Genomic DNA, 17,625 nt, shown 5'->3' with positions numbered 1-17,625 from the left:
TCAGGCGCGGCCGGTCACCGCGACGAGCGGGTCGCCCTTGCTCCCGTCCGCGAGGACGACCGCTTCCGCCGAGCCGAAGCCGGCCCGTTCGAAGTAGAGGCGCACCAAGGCGGCGTGGCCGTTCGCGTCCAGCGACCGCCAGACCGCGACGGCCTTCGTCGGGAAGCAGCGGTTGGAGAAGGTCACGGCGAAGGGCGCGCCGGGCCGCAGGACGCGCCGGACCTCGGTGAAGACGGCGACGGGTCGCTGCAGGTACTGGACGCCGACGCAACAGAGCGCCGCGTCGAACGCGGCGTCCGGCAGCGGCAGCGTGGGATCGCGGTTGAGATCCTGCACGAAACGGTGCGAGAGGCGTGGGTTGGCGTCGAGCTCGGCCCTGTTCATGCCGTGCCCGACGACCTCGCCGAGCATAATGTCCTCGGGCAGGTGGCTCACCCAACTCGACATCAGGTCGAGCACGGCGGCGTGCGGCGGCAGGAGCGTGGCGTAGTAGGCGGTGAGCGCCGCGACCGCGCCTTCGTCGATATGCGTGACGAGCCGGGACGGGGCGTAGAACAAGGCGTCGTCGCCTGCGTCCTCCTTGGCGAAGGCTTCGTCCGGCAGTTCCGCGAGCACCGTTCCCATCGCCGTCCAACGTCCCGCCGCACCGACCGTTGCGGCGCTGCGACCATTCCGCGTCGCACGCAACCCATCGGCCCGGACGGGCTTATCCCCCGGCGGCGGTGACGGAGAACAACGGATGGCGCGGACGGTGGTGGTGACGGGCGGAACGGCGGGCATCGGGCTCGCCTGCGCCGAGAAGTTCGCGGCGGAGGGCTGGAATGTCGGCATTGTCGCCCGCGCCCCGGCGCGCCTTCGGGAAACCGAGAACCTCCTGCGCGCCAAGGGCGTCCTCGCCCTCGGCATCGAGACCGACGTCGCCGACCATGCGGCGGTGGAACGCGCCGCCGAGCGGTTCGAGCGGGAGCTCGGGCCGATCGAGGTCTGGGTCAACAACGCGATGGCGACGGTGGTGGCCGCCGCGCACCGCATCGAGCCGGACGAGTACAAGCGCGTCACCGACGTCACCTATCACGGGCAGGTCTTCGGCACGCTCGCCGCGCTGAAACGGATGCGGACGCGGGGGCGGGGTGCGATCGTCCAGATCAACTCCGTGCTCGGCATCCGGCCGTTTCCGCTGCAGGCGGCCTATGCCGGTGCGAAGGGCGCGGCGCTGAACTTCACCAACGCGCTTCGCAGCGAGCTCTACCACGAGGGCTTGCCGGTGACGCTGACGAGCGTGTTCCTGCCGGCCGTCAACACGCCGCAATTTTCCGGCTGGGCGCGCAACCGCACCGGCCGCCGGCAGATCGCGCCGAACCCGGTCTACGATCCGCGCCTTTGCGCCGAAGCCGTCCATTTCGCGGTGGAGCATCCGCGCCGCGACATCTGGGTCGGGCGCACCTCGGTGCTGGCGAGCGTTCTCCAGCGCGTCTGGCCGAATGCCGGCGACGTACAGGCGAAGAGCGGCTGGGACGCGCAACTGTCCGACGAACGTTTCGCCGAGAACGAGGGCAACCTGTTCAAGCCGGGCGAGGGGCCGGCACGCCTGCACGGGCCGTTCGGCGACCGCATGAGTTCGGCCCGGCGCGCCTTCTGGACAAGCCGGCAGCGCGACGTGGCCGTGCTCGGCGGCGTCGCCTTTCTGGCGGCGCACCTCGCCTTCCTCGCCGGCCGTCGTCTCGGCGACCGCTGACCGTGCCCGCAGCCGACCTCGTCGAGACCGCCGTCCGTGCCCTCGCCTCGCGGGCGGTTTCCGGCATTGCCGCCTTCAACCGCTGGCGGTTGCCGGCGCGCACCACGCCGCATCCGCTCCTCACCGGCATCCACGCGCCGATGCGGGACGAGCTGACGCTGACGGATCTCGCCGTCGAGGGCACGATCCCGCCGGAACTCGACGGGCGGTATCTCCGCATGGGGCCGAACCCGATCGCGGCGGACCCGCGCATCTACCACTGGTTCATCGGCGACGGCATGGTGCACGGGGTGCGCCTCAGGAGAGGCCGCGCCGAGTGGTACCGCAACCGCTGGATCCGCTCGACGCCGGTCGCGAAGGCGACCGGCATCCCGGCCGCGCCGGGGCCCCGCTTCGGCGGCTTCGACACGGTAAACACCAACGTCGTCGGCCATGCGGGCGCCGCATGGGCGCTGGTGGAAGCGGGCTCGACGCCGGTGCGGCTCGGCGAAACGCTGGAAGACCAGCGCTACGACGATTTCGCCGGCACGCTCGGCGGTTCCTTCACCGCGCATCCGCACTACGATCCGGTGACGCGCGAGCTTCACGCCGTCTGCTACCAGGCGACCGATCCGAACCGAGTCCGGCATGTCGTCGTCGGCGACGACGGTCGCGTCTCGCGCCGGGTCGAGATTCCCGTGAAGGACGGGCCGCTGATCCACGATTGCGCCCTCACCGAACGCTTCGTCATCGTCTTCGACCTGCCGCTGACGATCTCGATGAAGGTCGTGATGGACGGCTACGGCTTTCCCTATGCCTGGAACCCGGACCATCCGGCGCGGCTCGGCCTGCTGCCGCGCCATGGCACGGCGGCGGACGTGATCTGGATCGACGTCGATCCCTGCTTCATCTTTCACGCCGCGAACGCCTTCGACCTTCCCGACGGCCGTCTGGTGCTGGACGCGGTCGTCTACGACCGGATGTTCGTGTCGGGCGAGGAGATCGGCCCCGACGAGGCGGCACGCGGCTTCGAGCGCTGGACCGTCGATCCCGTCCGCCGCACGGTGGAGCGCCGGACGCTCGACCCGAAACCGCAGGAGTTTCCGCGGCTCGACGAGCGCCGCATCGGCCGCCCCTACCGCTACGCCTACGCGCTGGCGCTGCCCGAGCGCTTCGACCCGGCGCTGGTCGGCGCGGCCCCGATCCTCAAGCACGATCTCGAGACCGGCGAGCGGCTGGAGCACCATTTCGGGGAGGGGCGCATCCCGGGCGAGTTCGTGTTCGTGCCGCGCGCGCCCGATTCTGCCGAGGACGAGGGCTGGATGATCGGCCTCGTGATCAATCCGGCGAGCGAGACGAGCGCGCTGGAGATCATCGACGCGCGGGCCTTCGCGGCGCCGCCGGTCGCCGTGGTGCGCCTGCCGCACCGCATCCCGCCGGGCTTCCACGGCAACTGGGTGCCGGAGCGACAGGCGGGCTCGAATGGAGCCGGCTATTGATGCCGCATCGTGCGGTCATATGTGCACTGCGGAATTAGCCTCGCTTCGTCGGAGCCAGCGCCCGTGCAGATCATTCATTCCCGCATCCGGGGAGCGGCGGCGATCGCCGCGACGGCCGCGCTGGTCTGGGCGCTCCTCGCCGAGCGGCCGCAGCCGGCTCTCGCGCAGGAAGGGCCGCCCGCCGCGCCGGTGACGGTGGCGAAGCCCGTGGTGAAGCCGATCGTCGAGGACGACGAGTTCATCGGCCGCTTCGAGGCGGTGGACCAGGTCGACATCCGCGCCCGCGTCTCCGGCTACGTCGCCTCGATCAATTTCCAGGATGGCGCGCTGGTGAAGGCTGGCGACCTTCTCCTCGTGATCGACCAGGCGCCCTACAAGACGGCGCTCGATCAGGCGCAGGCCTCCGTCGAATCCACGAAGGCGCAGCTCGAATTCGCTCAGTCCGACCTCCAGCGCGCCACCTCGCTGCGGCAAACCGGCACGATCGCCACGCAGACCGTCGACGACCGTCAGCAGGCCTTCGCCACCGCGCAGGCCAACGCCAACTCGTCGCGCGCCGCGCTGCAGCGGGCCCAGCTCGACATGCAGTATACCGAGATCCGCGCCCCGATCGCCGGCCGCATGTCGCGCCGCGAGGTCTCGATCGGCGACCTCGTCTCGGCCAACGACACGGTGCTCACGAACATCGTCTCGGTGGACCCGATCAATTTCTACTTCGACGTCGACGAGCGCACCTATCTCGCCTACCAGCAACTGTCCGCCGGCGGCCTCAACACGCCGGTCGGCGACAGTCGCAACGAGGTGAAGGTCGCGATCGGCAACGAGCCGCGCCCGGCCCATCCCGGCTATCTCGACTTCACCGAGAACCGCCTCGACCAGGCGAGCGGGACGATGCGGGCGCGGGCCGTGCTGGCCAACGCCGACGGCAAGCTGCTGCCCGGGCTGTTCGGGCGCATCGCGATCCTCGGCTCCGTGCCCTACGACGGCGTTCTGATTCCCGACGAGGCGGTCGGCTCCGACCAGGACCGGCGCGTCGTCTACCTCCTCAATCCCGACAACACGGTGAAGATGCAGCCGGTGCGCCTCGGGCCCCGGATCGACGGCTACCGCGTCATCCGCGAGGGGCTAAAGGGCGACCAGACCATCGTCGTCAACGGGCTGATGCGCATCCGGCCCGGCGTGAAGGTCGCGCCGACGGAGTCGACCCTGCCGCCGGTGGCGCCGACCGGCCCGAACGAGGGATCGGAAGCGCCCTCGTAAAGCAGCCTTTCGGCCCGCCACTCTTCACTCCGGGGACCGTTGGATGCGCTTCGCCCACTTCTTCATCGACCGGCCGATCTTCGCCTGCGTCGTCTCGATCCTGATCTCGCTGGTCGGCTTCATCGCCTATCTGGGGCTGCCGGTCGCGCAGTATCCCGAGATCGCGCCGCCGACCGTCGTCGTGCGCGCCTCCTATCCCGGCGCCAATGCCGAAACGGTCGCCGCCACCGTCGCGACGCCGCTGGAGGAGCAGATCAACGGCGTCGAGAACATGCTCTACATGTCGTCCTACTCGTCGGGCGACGGCTCGATGCAGCTGACGATCACCTTCCGGCTCGGCACCGACCTCGACCAGGCGCAGGTGCTCGTCCAGAACCGCGTCGCCATCGCCGAGCCGCGCGTGCCGGAAGAGGTGCGCCGCCTCGGCATCACGACGCTGAAATCCTCGCCCGACCTGATGATGGTCGTGCACATGATCTCGCCGAACAAGAGCTACGACCAGCTCTACATCTCGAACTACGCGCGCAACAACGTGCGCGACGAGCTGCTGCGGCTCGACGGCGTCGGCGACCTCACCATCTTCGGCGAACGCCTTTACTCGATGCGCGTCTGGCTCGATCCGGACAAGCTGACGACGTTCGGCCTGACCTCCTCCGATGTCGTCTCGGCGATCCAGGCGCAGAACGTCCAGGTGTCCTCCGGCGCGCTCGGCCAGGAGCCGGCCCCGGCCGGCAACGCCTTCCAACTCACCGTCAACACGCAGGGCCGCTTCACCGACGTCGCGGAGTTCCGGAACGTCATCGTCCGCACCACGCCGGACGGCCGCATGGTGCGGGTGCGCGACGTCGCGCGGGTCGAACTCGGCGCGCAGGACTACGTCACCAACAGCTACCTCAACGACCAGGAGGCCGTGGCGCTGGCGATCTTCCAGCGGCCCGGCACCAACGCGCTGCAGGCCTCGGAAGACATCATCGCCAAGATGGACGAACTGAAGGCCAGCTTCCCGCCCGGCATCGAGTACCGCATCGTCTACAACCCGACCGAGTTCATCTCCGACTCCGTCAACGCCGTCTACGAGACGCTCCTGGAAGCCGTGGCACTTGTCGTCCTGGTGGTGATCGTCTTCCTCCAGAGCTGGCGCACCGCCCTCATCCCGATCATCGCGATCCCGGTCTCGCTGATCGGCACCTGCGCGGTGATGGCCGCTTTCGGCTTCTCGCTGAACACGCTGACCCTCTTCGGCTTCGTGCTCGCCATCGGCATCGTCGTCGACGACGCGATCGTCGTGGTGGAGAACATCGAGCGCAACATCGCGGAAGGCATGTCCCCGCGCGACGCGGCGCATACCACGATGGACGAGGTCGGCACGGCGGTGATCGCGATCGCCCTCGTGCTCGGCGCGGTGTTCGTGCCGACGGCCTTCATCCCCGGCATCTCCGGCCAATTCTACCGGCAGTTCGCGCTGACCATCGCGATCTCGACCTTCATTTCCGCCTTCGTCTCGCTGACGCTCTCGCCGGCGCTCGGCGCGCTGATCCTGAAACCGCACGAGAAGCACGAGGAGGGCGGCCGAAAGCCCAACATCGTCCGCCGCGCCGCGAACGCCTTCAACCGCGGCTTCGACCGCACGGCCCACGGCTACGCCAACGGCGTCCGGCGCGTCGTCAACCGCAAGCTGATCATGCTGCCGCTCTATGCCGGCCTTCTGGTCGGCACGTTCTTCATCACCCGCGCGGTGCCGGGCGGCTTCATCCCGAGCCTCGACCAGGGCTACCTGATCGTCGCGGCGCAGTTGCCGGACGGCGCTTCGCTGTCGCGCTCCGACGAGGTGACGCAGAAGATCTCCGAGACGGCGCTCCAGACCCCCGGCGTCCAGTATGCGGTCGCCTTCGCCGGCTTCTCGGGCGCGACCTTCACCAACGCGTCCAACGCCGCCGCCGTGTTCGTCGGCCTGAAGCCGTTCGACGAGCGGGTGAAGGCGGGCGAGTCGGCCGACAAGATCCTCGGCGACCTCACCGGCCGCCTGCAGGCGATCCAGGAGGCGTTCATCATCGCCATCCCGCCGCCGCCCGTCCGCGGCATCGGCAATTCGGGCGGCTTCAAGATGCAGGTGCAGGAGCGCATGGGGCCGGAGGTCGAGCGCGTGCTCGCGGCCAGCCGCGACCTGATGGGCAAGGCGGCCGGCGACAAGGGGCTGCAAGGCGTCTTCACCACCTTCACCGCGTCCTCGCCGCAGCTCTTCCTCAACATCGACCGGCGCAAGGCCGAAATCCTGAACGTGCCGATCGAGAGTATCTTCGCGACGCTCCAGCAGAACCTCGGCACGGCCTATATCAACGACTTCAACGCCTTCGGCCGCATCTACCAAGTGCGCGCGCAGGCCGACCAGCGCTTCCGGATGGACGAGCGCGACATCCAGCAACTCCGCGTGCGCTCCTCCAACGGCGCGCTCGTGCCGCTGGGGACGCTGGTCAACGTCGAGACGGTGTCGGGGCCGGACCTCATCCAGCGCTACAACATGTACACGTCCGTGCCGCTGCAGGGGAACGCGGGCCCGGGCGTCTCGTCCGGCCAGGCGCTCGACGAGATGGAGCATCTGGCGCGCCAGACCCTGCCGCAGGGCTCGACCTTCGAATGGACCGAGCTCGCCTACCAGCAGAAGCAGACCGGCAACACGGCGATCTTCGTCTTCGCGCTGTCGCTCGTCTGCGTCTTCCTGGTGCTCGCCGCGCAGTACGAGAGCTGGAGCCTGCCGCTGGCGATCGTGCTGATCGTGCCGATGGCGGTGCTGTCGGCTTTCGTCGGCGTCCTGATCCGCGGCTTCGACAACAACATCTTGACGCAGATCGGCCTCGTCGTGCTGGTCGGCCTTGCCGCCAAGAACGCCATCCTGATCGTGGAGTTCGCCCGCGAGGCCGAGGCGCGCGACGGCAAGGGCCCGGTAGACGCCGTGGTGGAAGCCTGCCGGTTGCGGCTCCGCCCGATCCTGATGACGGCGTTCGCCTTCATCCTCGGCGTCGTGCCGCTGGTGATCGCGACGGGTCCGGGCGCCGAGATGCGTCAGGCGCTCGGTACGGCGGTCTTCGCCGGCATGATCGGCGTCACGATCTTCGGCCTGTTCCTGACGCCGGTCTTCTATGTCGCGATCCGCTGGGTGGACTCAGCGGTAGCGCGCTGGCGCGGCAAGCCCGGCGCGGCGAAGGCGCCGGAACCCGCGCCGGCGGAGTAGGCGGGACGGTTCAGGCGGTCGCTTCGAGCGCCGCCTGCTCCGCCATCTCGTCCGCGCGGCAGCGGTCGCTGAAGAAGGCGAAGACCTCCACCGGCTCGCCGTGGCCGCGCAGCGGGTAGGCGCCGAGGCTTTCCAGCATCCGCTGGCAGCCGGCCATCTCGGCGAAGGTCTTCGACAGAAGCACCTGCCGCTTCACGGTCTTCGTCAGCGTTTCCAGCCGCGCCGCGGTGTTGACGGCCGGGCCGATCACGGTGAAGTCGAGGCGCTTCCTCGAACCGATGTTGCCGTACATCACGTCGCCGACATGGATGCCGACACCGTAGGAAAGCGGCTCGCGGCCCTTGGCGACGTGGTCCTCGTTCAGCGCCGCCATCGCCTTCTGCCCTTCCGCCACCGCGCGCAGGAGGTTGCGGCAGGCGTCCGGCTGGTCGAGCGGGAAGATCGCGAGGAGCCCGTCGCCGATGAACTTGAGGATCTCGCCGCCATGCTTCTCGATCGGCTCCGAGATCGCGTCGAAGTAGCCGTTCAGCAGCTCGATCACGTCGTCGCGCGGCCACGCCTCGGAAATCCGCGTGAAGTCGCGCAGGTCGCAGATCATGATCGCCGCGCCGACCGTCGCGCCCGAGCCGCGGGTGATCGCGCCGGCGAGGATCTCGGCGCTGGCATGCGGCCCGACATAGGTTTCGAGAAGTGTGCGCGCGAAGCGGTTCTTCAGCCGGATCTCGCTGACGAGGGCGAGCACCGGCACGAGGTCGCGAAGCAGCGCGTAGCCTTCCTCGCCGAAGCCGTCTTCGCCGTCCGCCGCGAACGTCACGACATGGCGGCGGTCGAGCGTGTGGTCGAGCGGCCAGGCGACGTATTCGGTATAGCCCTGCGCCTCCAGTTCGTCGAAGATCGGGAAGTGCCGCGGCGCCGGCAGGGGATCGCGCAGCCTGCGGCGGATTTCGGCTCCATCGCGATGCACCGCCTTGATCGGGCTGTTGGTGTAGTCCTTGCCGTCGAAGCTGCCGGCCTCGTAGGTGTCGAGCTCGGCCTCCGTGGCGCCCTTCTTCCAGAGCATGCTCGCGCCGACCCATTGCGGGTGCTGGACGCGAAAGAACATGCCGGCCCGCGCCACCGGCACGCCGGCCGCGCGCAGGCGCTCGCAGAGCTCCACGAAAAGATTGTCGATGAAGCGCTGGCCGCGCGTCTCGCTCACCAGCCAGTCGATGATCGCGTGGCGGCGGGAGGGCCAGGAGCCGGTTTCGGTCGCGAGGGCGGAAACGGGGGGCGAGGATAGTTGCATAAGCTCAAGCTCCTCGATTGGGCGGGCGCGACGGACGGCACCGACGCTCCCGGCGCGGGAGGTAGGCACGGATCATGCCGATTTGAAGGTCGCTTCGCCGAACGCAGCGTTCGCCTTCGCGCGCCGGCTGCCGTTATGCGTCCGACCGCACCAGCGCGTCCAGCCCGTCCGAGAGCGCCTCGACCGCGAGAACGAGCGCGGCTGCATCCATCGTGCCACTCCCAAGCAGCCGGTCGACGTCCGCCGCCATGCCGCGCGGCGTGCGCGGCAGCCGGAGCGCCTGCGCCAGAAGCCGCTTCTCGCCGGGATGCGGCGTGCGGTTGAGCGCGAACAGGATGTCGAAGTAGCTGGCGAGGAAGGCGGCGGTGCGGTGGTTCACCGATACGGCGTCGCCCCGCTCCGCCGCCCGGCGGATCTGCCCGCCGAACGCGCCGAAGGCCTCGCGGAGCAGCGGATGGTTCTTCGCGACGATCGCCTGCGCCAGCGCCTGCGGATAGGGGCGGCGCGCCGAGGCCTGCAGGCGCGCGAACCAGCCGTCCCGGTCGAACAGGCCGCGGGAGGTGAGGATGTTGTGCCAGAGGCATGTCGAGTAGCCGATCCGCGCTTCGTGCCGGTCGAGGACGCGGGCGAGTTCGTCTTCGGCGAAGGCGGGGCTGCGATACATGACGTCGACATGGATGCCGCTCGCCGCCTCGTCCCACTCGTCGCCGGTTTCCCAGAAGCGGTTGTCGATCTCCCGGCGGGCGGCCCGTGCCTCGGCGAGGCCGGCGCGGAAGGCGAGGTCCACCTCGCCCTCCGCATAGACGTAGAGATCGATATCCGAACCCGCGTCGGCCGCCCCCGTCGCCTGCGAGCCGCCGAGCGCGACGGCCTGCACCTCCGGCCGCGCGGCGAAGGCGGCCGCGATCGAGGCGGCCGTCCGCTCGGGGGCTCCCTCCGCCGTCACAGCGTCGGCAGGGCGCCGACGATGCGCAGCGACACGCCCTGATAGGGCTCCAGCGCGACGAGGAGATCGCCGTTCTCGGCGAGATCCCCGGTCACGTGCTCGGCGATCATGTCGACGACGGGTCCCGGCCGGACGTTCGGCAGGTGGATCGTCTCCTCGATCCGGTCCGGACCGAAGTTCAGCGCCGTCACCTGCGTGCCGCGGCCATCGGGAAGCTCGTGCACCATGACGAGGAGCGAATGCGCCACGACGTCCGGGATCGCGATCTGCCGGCTGGAGGCGATCCCGTAGGCGTCGCGCACGGCGAGGAGCCGTTTGAGCTGCGAGGCGAAGGAGTCCGGGTTCTCCAGCTGTTCGACCACCGAGCCGTAGAGCGAGCGCGCCCGCGGCATGCCGTCGGCCGAGCGCGTCGCGGAAGGGTCGGAGTCGATGAGGTCGTAGGCGCCGCGCTCGATCCAGCGCGTGTCGCCGTCGCCCATCAGGTGCTCCACCTGCTCGGCCTTCAGCGGCAGGGCGCCGACGAGGTCCCAGCCCGAGAGGGCGAAGACGCCCGGCTGGTAGGCGTTGTACATGCACAGCAGCAGATGGACCTTCCGGATCTGCGCGATGTCCTCGTCGGTGATCTCGTCGAGGTCGTCGATCCCGAGCGCCGCCGTGATGACGCTCGCCGTGGTGCAGGAGATGCCGTTGGTGACGAAGCGCAGGTTGTAGGGCGCGGCCGGACCGGAGAGCTTCTGGTACATCGTCTCGCGGATATGCGTCCGGAGCGTCCGCCCCTGCCAGGTCTGTCCCTGGAAGGTGTAGATGTCGTTGGCGTGCAGCGTCCAGAAATGCACGAGCTCGGTGGTCAGCTCGTCGTGGTTCTGCAGCGCGTGGATCAGCGAGGCCGGGTCGATGCCGAACTCGTGCACCATCCGGAGCATCATGCGCAGGAACTCGGTGTCGCCGGTGAGCAGCGCGTGGTGATAGGCGGGGCGCGTGATGAAGTCGTAGGACAGGTCCGCGCCGCCCTTCGACATCGCCGCGATGTCGTCGACGGTAAGGTTCAACTCCTGGAACGAGAAGCCGCCCGCCTTGCGGATCATGCCGGCGAGGAGCGCGTTGCCGGTGATCGAGAGCGGGTGGCTTTCCGACCAGGCCGGCCCTTCGAGCCGCTTCTCGACGCCGAGGAAGCCGTTGGCGTCGAGCCGCATGATGCGGGCGCCCATGTGGTCGATGGAATGGAGCGCGTCGCCGATGATCATCTGCTGGGCGGCGAAGGTCGGGTCCAGCCAGTTGAGGCTCGGCTGGCCCTCCTTGAAGTAGTGGAGGTAGACCCAGCGGCGCGACACGCCGTCGACGCCGGCGACGGGTCCCGTCACGCTCCAGTCGGTCTCCTTGACGCCCGGCTCGAAGAAGATGACGCGCTGGAGCTGGCCGACGATAAAACCCTTCTCCTTCAGGTAGTCGACCGTCGTCGCCGACAGGTTCACCGAGTCGCGCCCGTCCGGCACCTCCGGCAGATGCTCCCATTCCTCTTCCGGGATCTCGACCATGTGGTAGAGGCCGGGATAGGTCGAGTGCTTCATGGTGGCGAGGCGGAAGTCGGCGCCCTTGCCGGTATGGGCGGGGATGACGTCGTCCACCACGACGGAGTTGTGGGCCGCCGCCATGCGGCTGATGGCGATGAACTCGTCCTGGCTGCCGAAGGCCGGGTCGACGTCGAAGCCGATCCGGTCGAAGTTGCCGTCGACGGTCGGGGTGAAGACCCCGTCCTTCCAGCCTCCCGAGCGCTTGGTCGGGCCGGTATGGATGCCGCGCACGCCGATGGACGACAGCGCCGACCAGAGCTTGCGGTCGCCGAGCACCTTCAGCACCGAATTGCCCTGGCCCGTGATGATCGAAGCCGGATAGGCGGTGAACCAGACGGGCGCGACGGCGGAGGCGACGCGCGGCCGCGTTTCCGCGAAGGGCCGCTGCCAGAAGCGGCCCTGGCCGCCATAGGTCGCCGCATGGACCTTGGCCTGATGGAACATCGACATTCCGACGAGTTCGTCGATCGTCTCCGCTGCGGGTGCGGTCATTGGTACTCCTGTCCCCCGTGTCACCATTGCGCGGCTGAACTAGGGGAGTGCGTGCTGGGTTCGATGCTTTGCGAGTGGACGGAAGCCGCCTTTCCACCGTTCGATGGGCCCGCACGGATTTCATTCCTCTTTCCGGCGCGAAGCCGGCCGAAACCGCTTTTCTTCGTGAAGACGGTTGCTTAGGCTCCGGTCGGGGCTTGGGGACACCGAACGGCGGGTCGAGGGATTGGGCGAGGACGAACGTTCCGACGCGGCCGGCGAGACGGCCGGCGCCGAGGCCGCGAGGTTGGCCGCGCTCGCCGAATACGCCACTCTCGACACGCCGCCCGAACAGGCCTTCGACGATCTCGCGGCCCTCGCCTCACAGATCTGCGAGGCGCCGGTCGCGCTCGTCACGCTCATCGACGGCGGCCGGCAGTTCTTCAAGGCGCATGTCGGCACCGAGCTCGAGGGGACGCCGATCGACGCCGCGATCTGCCGGCACGCCTTCGGCCGCCGCGACGTGCTGGTGATCCCGGACCTCGCCGCCGATCCGCGCACGCGGGGCAACCCGCTCGTCACCGGACCCGAGAACGCGCGGTTCTATGCCGGCGCGCCGCTCGTCACGCCGGGCGGGCACATGCTCGGCACGCTCTGCGTCATCGACCGCGCGGCGCGGCCAAACGGGTTGGCGGATCGCCAGCTTCTGGCGCTGGAGCGCCTCGGCCGCCAGGTGATGGCGCAGCTCGAACTGCGCCGGGCGCTGGCGCGCCAGCGCGCCGAGGCGCTGCGCAACCGGCAGGTGCTCGACAGCGCCACCGAGTTCGCCATCGTCGTCACCGACCGGGACGGGATCGTGACCGACTGGAGCCGCGGCGCGGAGGAGATCCTCGGCTGGTCGGCCGCGGACATGCGCGGCCGGTCGGCGGAAATCTTCTTCACGCCGGAGGACCGGGAGGACGGGCGGCTCCGCAAGGAGATGATCTACGCGCTGCGCGACGGGCGCGGCATCGACGAGCGCTGGCACGTGCGCAAAGGCGACTCGCGCTTCTGGGCGTCCGGCGACATGATGCCGCTGCGCGACGAGGACGACGGACATGTCGGCTTCATCAAGATCTTTCGCGACCGCACGCTGGAACACCAGGCGGGGGTGCGGCTGGAGGAGACCGAGGCGCTGCTCCGCAAGGCGCAGGAGGCGGGCGGGGTCGGCGTCTTCTCGCTCGTCGTCGCCGACGGGACGATCGAGGCGACGCCGGAATTCTGCCGGCTCTTCGGCCTCGCCGGCGCGGAGCGGATGCCCGCCGCCGCAATCGAACGCCTCATCGTGCCGGAGGACCGGCATCTCGCCTCGAACTCCGCTTCCCGGCTGCGGGGCGACGCCGTGCTCGACGTCGAGTACCGTATCCGCCGCGCCGACAGCGGCGAGGAGCGCTGGATCGCGCGCCGGGGCGAGTTCGAGGCGGACGCGTCCGGCCGGCCGTTCCGCTTCGTCGGCGTCGTTCGCGACGTGACCGAGCAGGTGCGGGGCCGCCGGCTCCTCGACGAGGAGCGGGCGCTGGCGGACGAGCGCCGGAACGTGCTCGCGGCGGAACTGGCGCATCGCCTGAAGAACACGCTCGCGGTGGTGTCCTCGATCGCGACGCAGACGCTGCGTTCGGCGAACGACCTCGTATCGGCCCGCTCGACGCTCGGCGAGCGCATCCGCGCCCTGTCCAACGCGCACGACGTCCTCCTGTCCGGCCGGCGGGACGCGGCGCCGATCGGCGCGATCGTCGAGGCCGCGACCACGCTGCACGACGGCGGCGCCAAGCGCATCCGGCTCCGCGGGCCGGAGATCGCGCTTGGGCCTAAGGCGGCGCTGACGCTCTCGCTGATCGTCCACGAACTGGCGACGAATGCCGGCAAGTACGGCGCGCTTTCCTCGCTCGAGGGGCAGGTCGAGGCGGAATGGTCGGTGCTGTTTCCTCCGGCGGCGGCACAGCCGATGCTCCGCTTCGAATGGCGCGAGAGCGGCGGCCCGCCCGTCGCGCCGCCCGCGCGGCGAAGCTTCGGGACGCGGCTGATCGAGATGGGGCTGTCGGCGGCGCCGGGCGCTTCGGCGGAGCTCCGCTACGAGGTCGACGGGCTTCGCTGCCGCATCGACGCCCCGCTTGCCGACGTCGAGACCGAGGAGGAAGCGCCTGCGTGAGGCGGCAGCGGAAGTGCCGAATATGGCTCTCCCCGGCGCGCGTGCTTATATGCCTCGCAGCCCACCGCCTCGCGCCCGCGCGTCGCCGGGCGAAGGAGCTAAGCCGATGAGCGGATCACCGCGCGAGGGCGTCGCCCTGACGCGCAACCAGGAACTGGTGATGAACGCGCTCGAGCGGGCGGACGGGCCGCTCGGCGCCTATGCGCTGCTCGACGAGTTGAGGCCGCAGGGCTTCAAGGCGCCGCTGCAGATCTACCGGGCGCTCGACAAGCTGCTCGAAACCGGCCTCGTGCATCGGCTGGAAAGCCTCAACGCCTTCGTCGCCTGCGCTCGCCCGCACTGCCACACGTCCGCGACGGCCGCCTTCGCGATCTGCGAGCGCTGCAACGCGGTGCAGGAATTCTCCGACCCCGCCGTCGCCGAGCGGCTGGAGCACTGGTGCCATGACCGGCGCTTCGTGCCGGCGAAGACCACGATCGAGATCAAGGGCGTCTGCGCCGACTGCCGCGCCTGAACGGCGGAAGCCGTCACCCGCCCTTCGGCAGGCGCGCGCGCCACCGCTCGGCGTAGCGGCGGATGGCGTCGCGGTGCGGGTCCGGCGGCGACGGCGCGTCCGGCGGTGCTGCGGCATGCGGGCGGGCGCCCGCCGCCAGCAGTGCCGCGCCCGCCGTGGTGCCGGTCGCGCCTGGCGAGGCGGCGGCCGGCCGGCCGGTGAGTGCGCCGACCGCCTCGATGAACAGGCGGTTGCGGGCGAAGGGTCCTTCCACGATCGTCGGCCCTGCCGCGCCGACGAGATCGAGCGCCTCTCCCGTCATCAGCGCGCAGTAGAGGCTGGCGGCCGCGACCCGCGCGCCGGGCATTTCCAGCGTTTCGACCCACTCGCCCCGGCCGTTCGGGAAGGGGCCGGTGCCGGCCGCGAAGCTCGGCAGCGCCATGGCATCCGATCCGAGCACGGCGGCGATCTCGTCCGCCGTCGGCTCGGCGGCAAGATGCTCGGTGAGGATGTCGAACTCGCGTCCGCCCATGAACCGGCTCGACGGCACGGCGCGGCCGAGCGCGTCGACATTCGCCAGCGTGTCGCGGGCGGGATCGAGGCCGTCCAAGCTGCCGCCGACCGCCATGGCGATGATCCAGGTGCCGGTGGAGAGCACGGTGAACGGCGCCTGCCGCGCCAGCACATGCGGCAGCAGCGAGGCGTTCGAATCGTGGATGCCGCAATGGACCGGGATGTCCCGTCCGCCGAGGCCAAGGCGCTGGGCCAAGTCCGGCCGCAGCGGCGCGACGGCATCGAAGGCGCTGCGCACCGGCGGAAACAGCCGGCCCCAGCCCTGGCTCTCGACGAGGGCGGAGTAGGTGCCGGCGGCCGGCTGCCAGATGTCGGTGTGGCAGCCGAGCGAGGTCAACTCGCCGGCCGCGACGCCGGTCAGCCGCCAGACCCAGTATTGCGGATAGGTGAGGACATGCCGCGCCTTCGCGAAGGCGTCCGGGAAGGCTCGGGCCAGCCAGAAGAGCTGCGCTCCGACATTGAGGCCGTTCGGCAGGCGCGGCGAGAAGGTTTCCGCGAAAGGCGGCCGGGCCGCGTCGTAGTCGCGCCGCGTCGCTTCCGGCGCGTCGCTCTCGTAGTCGAGGATCGGCAGCGCCAGTCCGTCGTCGCCGACGAGGGCGGCGCAGGCGCCGTGCGTCGTCACCGAGATCGCGTCGACGGGGTGGGCTCTCGCCGCTTGCCCCAGCGCGTCCGTCAGGAAGTCCCAGAGGCGTTCGACGTCGAAATGCGGGTAGGGGCCGTCCGTCCGCACCCGGTTCGGCTCGGTCCGCACGAAGACGTCCGCGCCGGTGTCGAGATCGTGGACGGCGAGCTTGGCGTTGGTCTTGCCGACGTCGATCACCGCGACGTGGCGGGCGGTGCCGGTCATTCGAGGTGGAACACGGTTTCGAGCGGAACGGCCACCGGCTCGTTGTCCGCCTTCACTTCCATCAGGTCGGCCATCATGTCCCACCAGCGGCGCATCACCGGCTCCAGCGGCAGCTTGTCCATGCCATGGTCGAGCGGCCGCCAGAGCACGGCGAAGAGGTGGTTCGTCTCGCGGTCGAGATGGATCGAGTAGTCGCGCACGCCCGCCTCGCGCAGGAGCGCGACGAGGTCCGGCCAGATCGCGTCGTGCCGGGCCTTGTATTCGGCCTCGCGTCCCGGTTTCAGGATCATCCGGAAGGCGATCTTCTCTTGGCCCGATGCGCTCAACCGTTCTCCTCCCAGAGGGAAGGGGCGCTGGAAACGCCCCTTCCGTTCGACAGCTTCAGAAGTCGAAGTTGTTGATGTCGGCCTTGGTGAAGACCTTCGGCGCGCCGAGCAGGATCTGGCTCTGGTTGACCACCTGCAGCTTGCCGAGGCGGCCGGCCTCGAACTCGGTGGCGCCGGGCTTCAGCGAACCGTCCGCGACGGCGCGCATCACGAGGCCCGCGGCGTAGCCGAGGTCCACCGTCGACCAGAGGATCGTGGTCTTGATGCAGTCGTTGTTGACGTAGGGCTTCATCGCGTTCGGCAGCGCGAGGCCGACCACCGAGACCTTGCCGCAGAGCTTGTTCTGCTGCACGGCTTCGGCCGCCGCCGGGGTCGCGACCGAGGTCATGCCGAGGATGCCCTTCAGCTCGTCGCCGTACTTGTTGATCAGCGTCTGCGCCTGGTTGAAGGACAGGATGTTGTCCTCCTGCGCCTCGACCGTCTCCAAGAACTTCAGCTTCGGATGGCACTTCTCGGCATAGGCCGTCATCTCGGTGATCCAGCGCGCCTGGTTCGGCGTCGTGAAGGTCGAGGTGACGATGGCGAAGGAGCCCTCCTCGCCGATCTCGGAGGCGAGCTGGTCGATCATCGATTTCGCGACGCCGTTCGGCAGCGCCTGGTTGACGAACCACTGGCGGGCGTCGGCCTCGGCGTCGGCGTCGTAGCCGACGACGTTGATGCCGGCCTCCAGCGCCCGCTTCAGGACCGGCGCGATCGCGACCGGATCGTTCGAGGCGAAGAGGATGCCGTCGACGCCTTGCGTGATGTAGTTGTCGACGAAGGTGATCTGCTCGTCGATGTTCGCCTTGGTCGGCCCATCGGTAGTGATGGTCATGTTGCCGTCCTGCTTGGCGGCTTCCTGCATCCCTTGCGCGACCGAGTTGAAGTAGCCGACGCCGACGAGCTTCGGGATGTCGACGACCTTCAGCGCCTTGCCCTTGCGGTCGGGGGCGTTGGTCGGGGCGCCGCCGTTGTATTCGCCGGGGTTCGAGGGGCTGGTGCTCGCGTCGCAGGCGAGCGGCGTCGCCGGCTGGTCGTCGCCGCCGGTCCAGGCGCTCTGCGCGAGGGCGGCGGGGCTGGTGGCGAGCATGGATGCCCCGACAAGGGCCGCCAGAAGCGTCTTCATGAAATGTCCTCCCATTGGTTGACCGGATTGCCGACGCCCACTCCCGGCGCCATTCCCC

The 17,625-nt window shown here is 69.7% G+C and carries 13 protein-coding genes; 6 read left to right on the top strand and 7 right to left on the bottom strand.

All coding sequences use genetic code 11. The annotated features are described in order from the left end of the window. On the bottom strand, nucleotides 1–624 hold the full coding sequence (locus F6X38_RS12365) for a class I SAM-dependent methyltransferase (RefSeq protein ID WP_150970135.1): 624 nt from the start codon (nucleotides 622–624) through the stop codon (nucleotides 1–3). 115 nt (nucleotides 625–739) lie between these two features. On the opposite strand from F6X38_RS12365, the gene F6X38_RS12360 reads away from it, so the two are divergent. The 4 genes from F6X38_RS12360 to F6X38_RS12345 all read left to right on the top strand — a co-directional run bounded on the left by F6X38_RS12360 (nucleotide 740) and on the right by F6X38_RS12345 (nucleotide 7,702). Next, nucleotides 740–1,735, top strand: coding sequence for an SDR family oxidoreductase (locus F6X38_RS12360; RefSeq protein ID WP_150970134.1), 996 nt, complete (start codon nucleotides 740–742; stop codon nucleotides 1,733–1,735). Between the two features lie 2 nt (nucleotides 1,736–1,737). Further along, nucleotides 1,738–3,213 carry an 8'-apo-carotenoid 13,14-cleaving dioxygenase gene (locus F6X38_RS12355; protein ID WP_150970133.1) on the top strand — a complete coding sequence of 492 codons (1,476 nt, stop codon included), beginning with the start codon at nucleotides 1,738–1,740 and terminating at the stop codon, nucleotides 3,211–3,213. Nucleotides 3,214–3,315: 102 nt separating this feature from the next. Beyond that, on the top strand, nucleotides 3,316–4,473 hold the full coding sequence (locus F6X38_RS12350) for an efflux RND transporter periplasmic adaptor subunit (protein WP_150970230.1): 1,158 nt from the start codon (nucleotides 3,316–3,318) through the stop codon (nucleotides 4,471–4,473). Between the two features lie 43 nt (nucleotides 4,474–4,516). Then, nucleotides 4,517–7,702 (top strand): efflux RND transporter permease subunit, encoded by a 3,186-nt coding sequence (locus F6X38_RS12345; RefSeq protein ID WP_150970132.1) that lies wholly within the window; start codon nucleotides 4,517–4,519, stop codon nucleotides 7,700–7,702. A 10-nt stretch (nucleotides 7,703–7,712) separates the two neighbouring features. Here the strand turns inward: F6X38_RS12345 and F6X38_RS12340 are convergent, their stop codons facing one another. From F6X38_RS12340 to treS, 3 genes are all read right to left on the bottom strand, one after another. Beyond that, a complete protein-coding gene (locus F6X38_RS12340) occupies nucleotides 7,713–8,987 on the bottom strand; it encodes an adenylate/guanylate cyclase domain-containing protein (protein ID WP_150970131.1) in 1,275 nt (424 codons plus the stop codon). 133 nt (nucleotides 8,988–9,120) lie between these two features. After that, a complete protein-coding gene (locus tag F6X38_RS12335) occupies nucleotides 9,121–9,933 on the bottom strand; it encodes a nucleotidyltransferase domain-containing protein (protein WP_150970130.1) in 813 nt (270 codons plus the stop codon). Further along, a complete protein-coding gene (treS, locus tag F6X38_RS12330) occupies nucleotides 9,930–11,996 on the bottom strand; it encodes a maltose alpha-D-glucosyltransferase (protein WP_150970129.1) in 2,067 nt (688 codons plus the stop codon). Before treS ends, F6X38_RS12335 begins: the two co-directional genes overlap by 4 nt. A 226-nt stretch (nucleotides 11,997–12,222) precedes the next feature. Between treS and F6X38_RS12325 the strand changes: the two genes are divergently transcribed. Beyond that, nucleotides 12,223–14,163 (top strand): PAS domain S-box protein, encoded by a 1,941-nt coding sequence (locus F6X38_RS12325; RefSeq protein WP_161992737.1) that lies wholly within the window; start codon nucleotides 12,223–12,225, stop codon nucleotides 14,161–14,163. Between the two features lie 106 nt (nucleotides 14,164–14,269). Beyond that, a complete protein-coding gene (locus F6X38_RS12320) occupies nucleotides 14,270–14,677 on the top strand; it encodes a Fur family transcriptional regulator (protein ID WP_150970127.1) in 408 nt (135 codons plus the stop codon). Between the two features lie 13 nt (nucleotides 14,678–14,690). Here the strand turns inward: F6X38_RS12320 and F6X38_RS12315 are convergent, their stop codons facing one another. From F6X38_RS12315 to F6X38_RS12305, 3 genes are read right to left on the bottom strand one after another with little or no spacing between them, the layout of a single operon-like run. Beyond that, entirely contained in the window at nucleotides 14,691–16,076 is a 1,386-nt protein-coding gene (locus tag F6X38_RS12315) for an FGGY-family carbohydrate kinase (RefSeq protein WP_150970126.1), read from the bottom strand. Beyond that, on the bottom strand, nucleotides 16,073–16,402 hold the full coding sequence (locus tag F6X38_RS12310) for an L-rhamnose mutarotase (protein WP_281353062.1): 330 nt from the start codon (nucleotides 16,400–16,402) through the stop codon (nucleotides 16,073–16,075). Before F6X38_RS12310 ends, F6X38_RS12315 begins: the two co-directional genes overlap by 4 nt. Before the next feature lie 55 nt (nucleotides 16,403–16,457). After that, nucleotides 16,458–17,567: a substrate-binding domain-containing protein gene (locus F6X38_RS12305; protein WP_150970125.1), complete on the bottom strand. Its 1,110-nt coding sequence runs from the start codon at nucleotides 17,565–17,567 to the stop codon at nucleotides 16,458–16,460. Nucleotides 17,568–17,625: the final 58 nt, after the last annotated feature.

Source organism: Plantimonas leprariae (assembly GCF_008802405.1).
Taxonomy (GTDB): Bacteria; Pseudomonadota; Alphaproteobacteria; order Rhizobiales; family Rhizobiaceae; genus Plantimonas; species Plantimonas leprariae.
This window is presented reverse-complemented; position numbering and strand designations above follow the sequence as displayed.